The sequence below is a fragment of the Enterobacter sp. SECR19-1250 genome (genome assembly GCF_013391025.1).
Taxonomy (GTDB): domain Bacteria; phylum Pseudomonadota; class Gammaproteobacteria; order Enterobacterales; family Enterobacteriaceae; genus Enterobacter; species Enterobacter cloacae.
Genome location: NZ_JACASJ010000059.1, coordinates 23,000 through 30,618, shown reverse-complemented (window position 1 = coordinate 30,618; position 7,619 = coordinate 23,000). Strand labels below are relative to the sequence as shown.

Annotated in this window: 7 protein-coding genes and 1 other RNA gene; 2 read left to right on the top strand and 6 right to left on the bottom strand. The window is 46.1% G+C overall.

All coding sequences use genetic code 11. The features are described from left to right. Positions 1–51: 51 nt before the first annotated feature. The 4 genes from HX884_RS15755 to smpB form a co-directional block, all read right to left on the bottom strand. The gene (locus HX884_RS15755; RefSeq protein WP_249166258.1) at positions 52–1,803 is read right to left on the bottom strand and encodes a hypothetical protein; all 1,752 of its coding nucleotides are present in this window, start codon (positions 1,801–1,803) and stop codon (positions 52–54) included. 324 nt (positions 1,804–2,127) lie between these two features. Beyond that, positions 2,128–3,357: an integrase domain-containing protein gene (locus HX884_RS15750; protein WP_014639989.1), complete on the bottom strand. Its 1,230-nt coding sequence runs from the start codon at positions 3,355–3,357 to the stop codon at positions 2,128–2,130. Between the two features lie 165 nt (positions 3,358–3,522). Continuing rightward, positions 3,523–3,886, bottom strand: a transfer-messenger RNA (tmRNA) gene (gene ssrA / locus HX884_RS15745). Positions 3,887–3,975: 89 nt separating this feature from the next. Continuing rightward, positions 3,976–4,458 carry an SsrA-binding protein SmpB gene (smpB, locus tag HX884_RS15740; RefSeq protein WP_008502505.1) on the bottom strand — a complete coding sequence of 161 codons (483 nt, stop codon included), beginning with the start codon at positions 4,456–4,458 and terminating at the stop codon, positions 3,976–3,978. 156 nt (positions 4,459–4,614) lie between these two features. Here smpB and HX884_RS15735 point away from each other — a divergent pair, with 156 nt between their 5' ends. Both HX884_RS15735 and HX884_RS15730 read left to right on the top strand, forming a co-directional pair. Further along, positions 4,615–5,052, top strand: a complete 438-nt coding sequence (locus HX884_RS15735) for a type II toxin-antitoxin system RatA family toxin (RefSeq protein ID WP_008502504.1) — start codon at positions 4,615–4,617, stop codon at positions 5,050–5,052. Next, complete coding sequence (locus HX884_RS15730; RefSeq protein WP_028028154.1) at positions 5,042–5,329, top strand: RnfH family protein; 288 nt, start codon at positions 5,042–5,044, stop codon at positions 5,327–5,329. The genes HX884_RS15735 and HX884_RS15730 overlap by 11 nt, the downstream gene beginning before the upstream one ends. 108 nt (positions 5,330–5,437) lie before the next feature. Here HX884_RS15730 and bamE read toward each other — a convergent pair whose 3' ends face one another. After that, entirely contained in the window at positions 5,438–5,776 is a 339-nt protein-coding gene (gene bamE, locus HX884_RS15725) for an outer membrane protein assembly factor BamE (protein WP_003863121.1), read from the bottom strand. A 138-nt stretch (positions 5,777–5,914) separates the two neighbouring features. Then, on the bottom strand, positions 5,915–7,576 hold the full coding sequence (gene recN / locus HX884_RS15720; protein ID WP_048970718.1) for a DNA repair protein RecN: 1,662 nt from the start codon (positions 7,574–7,576) through the stop codon (positions 5,915–5,917). Positions 7,577–7,619 lie beyond the last annotated feature (43 nt).

Sequence of the window (7,619 nt, the reverse complement as noted above, 5' to 3'; positions counted from 1 at the left end):
ATGCGTGATCTGATCCTTCAACTCAGCAAAAGTTCGATTTATTCAACAAAGTCAGGTGAAACTGTAAATATCTTGACTTTTATTATCGGTTTCAAAGCCATAAAACTCTAAAAGGATTTCATCATCAACTCTACTAAAATCTTTATTGTTAACAAGACTCCAAGATAACTTGTCATTATTTTCGCTACTGTTTATTATTTTTTCAAGCCTAACTGATGGGGATTCTATGCTAAGAGATTTTGACAACTCTTCAGTTGCCTCATCAAGCCTTGATATGAATTTAAAAATCCATGAGCCAATATTTTCTGAGTCACTTTCTTCACTGAGTATTTCTACAGGGAAAATTTCTGCCTTAGCATAGGCGATATTAGTAATATGTACAGCAGTTAATCCCTCTAATAATTTAAGATGTTCTTCATTTTTCTTGTTGTAAGTTTTTCCTATTTCTTTGAATATAATATCCCAAGACATTAGATTTAAAGAGTCATTACTGTTTAGAAGGAAATTTTTTGCTTCATGATGAGTATAACAAAAAATATTGTTGCTATTTAATTCTATGTAGTTTTCTTTGCTGAAAAATTTATTCGGAAGCTCTAAATAAGCATGTTTTGAGTAACCTATTTTCCACGTTTTATCATTCGTTCCATGGTCTGGTTGAAATGGTGTCAGCACATAGAAAAGCTCTTTACCTTTTAAAATTACATCGTAATAATCGTTTTCATAATTATTTACAAACAATACAGGAGTCTCAGATAAATCATCTTTTACAAAATTCTTAATTATTTCTGTGTCATCTCTTGAAATAGTGAATTGAGTTTTTCTATGGATGACTTTTTGTATGCAGTGAAATAATTCTTTTTTCTCTTTATTATTATCTATTTGTGAGAATTTAGTGTTTATAGCAATGCCGTGTATAGTTTTGGTTCTTTTATAATAATCAGTAAGCTCATTGGTTATCCTCTCTATGAATTGGAGGATTTCCTTTTCTCCTAAAAGTTCTTTGATAGCATTTTGCTGAATTGGTTGAATACCTAAGAGACTGCGAATTATTGCTACTTCACTGATTGCTAATTGATTGTTAGTTATAAAGTATTCGGCGGGAAAGTGAAGTTCCTTAATCTTGTTTATTTCTATTTTAAGGAACTTAGATATTAATACTCCTAAGTCAACCCAATCTGTAGCGAATGTTGATATTTTCCCTTGTTCACCAGAATGTTCGATCTTCGCCGTTGTAAGTGTTGGCATCCGAATCGACCATTCAAATCCCGTTAGTTGAAAGTCATTATAATCATCAGATTCATAGTTGTATGTAAGAATTGCATTTTCATCCAAATGTCGATGTAGTAATCCCTGAGCATGAAGTAAACCAATAGCACTCGTAACTCTACTGATGTTTTTCCAAAACCTTATTCTTATTGTTGGGTCTTTTAATCGTGTAAGCCAATGGCTCTTTCCGGGGAGGGATAGAGTCTTTTTATTTAGTAAATATGATGTAGGAACTCTGCCATCGGAGTTTAAAACTAGATAATATCCGTCATTTGTTTTTTTTGATTCGACGGGATTTACAATATAATCTCCTACGCCAGGATATCCTTTTAATCTTTGGAGTTGTCGTAGTTCATGTTGCCAAATACTTTCAAGGACTTGTTCATCACTTAAGGTATTTCTAGGCCAATATTTAATGATGTAACTCTCTCCATCCTTAAGGGCAAGATTTATTTCAGGGATGTTTTTATCTGACTCTGTTTTTAGTAGATTTCTTTCTATAATCTCATAATTATCAAACAGTTTATTTTCACTCATAGACCAACCTTATTCATAAATGCTGTGTTAACTTTACGGATGAGAATTGTACATTTAAATGCTACCGCCCCAACATATGCATGTATGCTGTACATTGTATTTATTGCTAACATAAAAAAGCAATATATACAATGAGTTAAGTAGTGTTGTTTGGTTTGGATCAAAAAAAAGCTTCTTAAATTATTTGACCAGCTATTGCTTAATCTCAGAAGCTAAAACAGGGCTTTAATTGGTTAATGCTGGGTGTATGGTACTAAGTTGTTCGTTGAAAAATAGAGATGCAATTCTAATAATTGCCCTTGTTTATTATATGGTTTTGAATTATTAGGCTGCAACGGCTTTCAGCCTTTGAGCTTGAACATAGTTACTCCACCACTGCATGAGAACCACTCTTTCGGCCAGATACTCAGCACGATTGTAAGCCGCAATTATTTCATCTTTCTTCGAGTGTGCAAGAGCCGCTTCAAGCACTTCTGTCCTGAATTTACCGCTCTCTTCAGCAGCCGTTCTAGCAATAGATCGCATACCGTGAGCGACAAGTTCACCCCCAAAGCCCATACGGATTATGGCTGCATTTGCTGTTTGTTCATGCATGTGATTGAGTGGAGCTTTGATGCTGGGGAAAACCCACTCTCTGTGCCCACTGATGGCTTTCATTGAATCCAATACTCGCAAAGCTTCTTTGCTCAGTGGGACTTTATGGGGCTTCTTCATTTTCATAAATTCAGCAGGAATGTTCCACATTGAGTTATCGGTATCTATATCAGTCCATCTTGTGCGAACAGCTTCACCAGGGCGAACCCATGTAAGAAGTTGCCACTCAATCAGTAGCCTTGTTTCTAAACGAACAGAGGCATTGTTTAACACCAATAGGAAGCGGGGTAACTCGGAAGGGGGTAATGCAGGCATATTCTGCTTTTTAGGCTTACTGAACCGTTGCCCAAGGTTGTCAGCCGGATTGAATTCGATAAGTTCCTCAGTTGCTGCATAACGGAAAATTTCATTTAATCGGGAAATGATTCGCCGTAAAGTTTCGAGGACTCCTCGTTGCTCAATAGGGTCAAGATGTTGCTTTAAGAGTTTAGGTCGGATCTCATTGATAGGAACATTACCCAAGCCGGGAAAGATATTTCTCTCCAGGCTTCGCCAGATATCTTCTGCATGATCTTGTGAGATACCTGATGTCTTTACCTTCTCATCTAACCATTTCCTTGCCACGGCTTGGAGAGTGTGTTCAGTAGCATTCTTTAAGGCATTAGCTTTATCGTTGTTATGGATTTGAGGATCAATGCCATTGGCAAGCAAGGAAAGGTATTCATCTCGTAAGGCTCTGGCTCTTGCCAGTGTAAGGTGAGGATATGTTCCTAAGCTCACCTTAGTTCGCTTTTTGGTCACCGGCACTGCATACCTGAAATACCAATTCTTCTTCCCTCCTTTCGAGAGGGGGGCGATTCGTAGGATCAAACCATCACCGTCAAACAAGTTGATTTCTTTGTCGGCTGGCTTGGTGCTTTTGATTTCAGTGTCAGTGAGCTTCTTAGCGATTTTTGCCATTTTGGGACCCTCGGTTTTTGGACCCTTCGTTGTGGGTCCCATTCAGGGTGCCATAAGTGATAGTTCTCAGCAATTCTCACTGGACGACAATAGACATGAAAAAGCCCGCAGAGCTTGTGCTGTGCGGGCTTAGTAGACTTCATTGTACTTCAAACAACTAAAAAGTGGTGGAGCTGGCGGGAGTTGAACCCGCGTCCGAAATTTCTACATCCTCGGTACTACATGCTTAGTTTGTCTTTACATTCGCACGCCAGCTGCGGACAGACACGCCACTAACGAACTAGCCTGATTAGTTTTAACGCTTCAACCCCAGGCAGGGCTTCCACGCGATCTCTTTTGGGTTTGACCTCTCTTTGATCCCCGTCTTAAGAGCGGAAGCTAGGGAGAGAGGGCTCAGAGCAGGTTATTAAGCTGCTAAAGCGTAGTTTTCGTCGTTTGCGACTATTTTTTTGCGGCTTTTAACGAGGCAAACCGCCCCTCGGCATGCACCTTGGGTTTCGCAAATCCCGTCGAATCCAGAATCAGCCCCAATAGTGTTGAACTCAGTATACCAGATTTCACCTCCTGGATACCAGCCCGGAACGCTAACTTATTGAATAGTACAATAAGTGTGCAGAATCAACGTCCTGCGTTTTTCATAATGCGTGCTTTGTCTAGCTGCCATTCGCGCTCTTTCAGGTCAGTACGTTTGTCGTGCTGTTTTTTACCTTTGGCAACGCCAACTTTCACTTTGCACCAGGCGTTTTTCCAGTACAGCGACAGCGCGACCACGGTAAAGCCCTCTCGGTTAATGCGCCCGTAGAGGGATTCCAGTTCACGCTTGTTCAGCAGCAGCTTACGGGTACGCGTTGGGTCACACACGTAGTGCGAAGAGGCGACGGTCAGCGGCGTAAAGTTGGCACCGAACAGGAAGGCTTCGCCATCTTTCAGGATCACATAGCTATCGCCGATGTTGGCTTTCCCGGCGCGCAGCGATTTTACTTCCCAGCCCTGCAGGGCAAGGCCAGCTTCAAATTCTTCTTCAATGAAATACTCATGGCGAGCACGCTTGTTGAGCGCAATGGTCGCCGAGCCTGGTTTATGTGCTTTTTTCTTCGTCATAAGTGTCGTAAAGCCGTCGGTAATCTGATTTCAAAAAGTCACCTCATTGCGTCCTGTGAGGTCTAACGCGCTATCTTAGCACGAGATGAGGCTTAGCGTTTTTTTAACAGGTGATAAATGTTATTATTTGTCCGTTGTGTGACCATGGGAAAAGCTATGCCTCAGATTAGCCGTACTGCGCTTGTACCTTACAGCGCGGAACAAATGTATCAGTTAGTGAACGATGTTCAGTCATATCCAGAATTTATCCCTGGGTGTACCGGGAGCCGTGTTCTGGAGTCTGGCCCGACGCAGATGACGGCGGCGGTGGATGTCTCCAAAGCGGGGATCAGCAAGACGTTCACCACCCGCAATACGCTGACGAACAATCAGAGTATTTTGATGCATCTGGTGGATGGTCCATTCAAGACCCTGATGGGAGGCTGGAAGTTTACGCCGCTGAGCGCTGATGCCTGCCGCATCGAGTTCCATCTGGACTTTGAGTTTACCAATAAGCTGATTGAGCTGGCGTTTGGCCGCATCTTCAAAGAGCTGGCGTCCAATATGGTTCAGGCATTCACGACCCGCGCCAAAGAGGTCTACAGTGTCGCATAAGATAGCTGTGGAAGTGGTCTACGCGTTGCCGGAGAAGCAGTATCTGCAGCGCGTGACGCTGGAAGAGGGCGCAACCGTTGAGGCGGCTATCCGAGCTTCTGGCATTCTGGAGCTTCGTCGCGATATCGATCTGGCAAAAAATAAAGTCGGCATTTACAGCCGTCCGGTGAAGCTGGGTGATGTGCTGAAAGAGGGCGACCGGGTGGAGATTTATCGCCCGTTGATTGCCGACCCGAAAGAGCTGCGTCGCCAGCGTGCGGAGAAATCAGCTAAGTAGTGCTTTCTTCTCCCGGTGGCGCTGCGCTTACCGGGGCTACGATCCAGTGCGAAATGTCGATACAAAAAAGGTGCTCATTGAGCACCTTTTTGCATTTCTGACGCCTGATTATTTGGTCAGGGCAGGCTTGTTGTCGATGTTGGTCAACACACCGGCGCTGCTGAAGGTCAGCGTCAGGGTCTGCTGGGTGACATCTTCGTGGCCTGGCTGCTGACGGAATACATAGAACCAGGTGTTGGTGCCGAACGGATCGGACATCATCGGGGTTCCCAGTGCATAAGCGACCTGCTGTTGTGTCATCCCTACACGGATTTTAGACACATCGTTAGGGGTAAGGTAGTTCCCCTGGTTGATGTCAGGACGGTAAACCACTTTCTCCAGAGTGGAACAGCCTGCGGTCAACATCAGAAGAACCGCAGCGGCAGCGGTCAGCGTTTTACAGCGCATAGTGATTTGATTCCTTTTCGGGCCCGAGCAGTACGCGGCTCATATGTAATATGCCGATGATAATAGACCTTGCCCCACTTTGAAACCGGTCTGGCGGCGTTTTTGTTGTTCTGTATGACCCTGAGATCCCGAAAAAGTTTATGCCGCCAGCAGTTCTTTCGCATTCGCGAGCGTATTGCGGGTGACTTCGCTGCCTCCCAGCAGACGAGCCAGCTCCTGCAGGCGCGAGCGTTTATCCAGCGGTTTCATGTGCGTTTCGGTCATTTCACCGTCCGTTTCTTTGCTGACGATAAAGTGATGATGACCACAGCCCGCCACCTGCGGCAGGTGGGTGACGCACATCACCTGAGTCGATTCACCGAGCTGGCGCAGCAGTTTACCCACTACCGCCGCCGTCGGGCCGCTGATCCCCACATCCACTTCATCGAAAATCAGGGCCGGGGTTTCCATTTTACGGGCGGTGATAACCTGGATCGCCAGAGCAATACGGGAGAGCTCACCGCCGGATGCCACTTTGGAAATAGGCTGTAACGGCTGGCCTGGGTTGGTGGTGACACGGAATTCGATGCGATCCGCGCCTTCCGCCGTCAGGGAGTTCTCTTCGAAGCGGACATCAATCGTGAATATGCCGTGTGGCATCGCCAGCGTATGCATGCTGTCGGTGATGTGCTGGCTGAGTTCCTGAGCATAATGCTGACGAACTTCATGCAGCTGTTTCGCCGTGGTCAGCGCCTGCTGATGGTGCTGGTTTACCGCCAGAGTCAGCGTTTCCAGTGAATCAGCCTGATCGTCAAGTTGCTGCTGTTCATCAAGGAGAGACTGATAGAACGCAGGCAACTCTTCCGGCGTGACGTGGTGCTTGCGCGCCAGAGAAATCTGACGGGAAATGCGCTGTTCCAGCTCAAACAGGCGATTGGGATCGAGATCCAGACGTTCACAGTAGTGGCGCAGTTCATCACCGGCTTCAGAGATTTGAATCGCCGCCTCTTCCAGCATATCCAGCACGCCGGACAGTTTGCTGTCCATGCCCGCCAGCTCGGTAACAAGCTGACGCACGTTATACAGCTGGCTTTGCAGATTAACGTCTTCGCCATCTGCCAGTAAGGTGAGGGCGTTCTGGCTGGTAGAGAGCAGATGGCCACTGTTGGCCAGACGCTTGTACTCTTCGTCAATAAGTTCGAACTCACCCGCCTGCGGATTAAACTCGTTCAGCTCTTTGAGCTGATATTCCAGCAGCTCGGCGCGTGCGGCACGCTCCTGGCTTTGCTGCTGATGCTGAGCCAGCTCGCGGCAGCTCTGGTGCCACTGGCGATAGTGTTCTGCCATCAACTGAGTAAGTGCATACTCACCTGCATAGCCATCGAGTAGCGATTTTTGCTGCTCCGGCTTAACCAGCTGCTGATGCGCGTGCTGACCATGTATCTGAATAAGCAACTGACCCAGCTCGCGAAGCTGAGAAAGCGGTACCGCCGTGCCGTTGATAAAACCACGTGACCGACCGTCGCTGCTGATAACGCGGCGAAGTAAACACTCACGTCCATCTTCAAGCTGGTTTTCTTCGAGCCAGCGCAGGGCTGCAGGGGTGTCTTTCAGGGAGAAGCGAGCACAGAGGTCAGCACGGTTGGCGCCCATGCGCACCATGTCACCCTCAGCACGCCCGCCAAGGCACAAGCCGAGGGCATCAATGGCAATGGATTTACCCGCACCGGTTTCACCGGTGATCGCCGTCATGCCGCTGTGGAAATCGATCTCAAGCTCACGAACAATGGCAAAGTTGCTGATGGTCAGTTGTGCCAGCATAATTGTTTTCCTGTATGAAAAACCATGACTGTGTTTTCATACA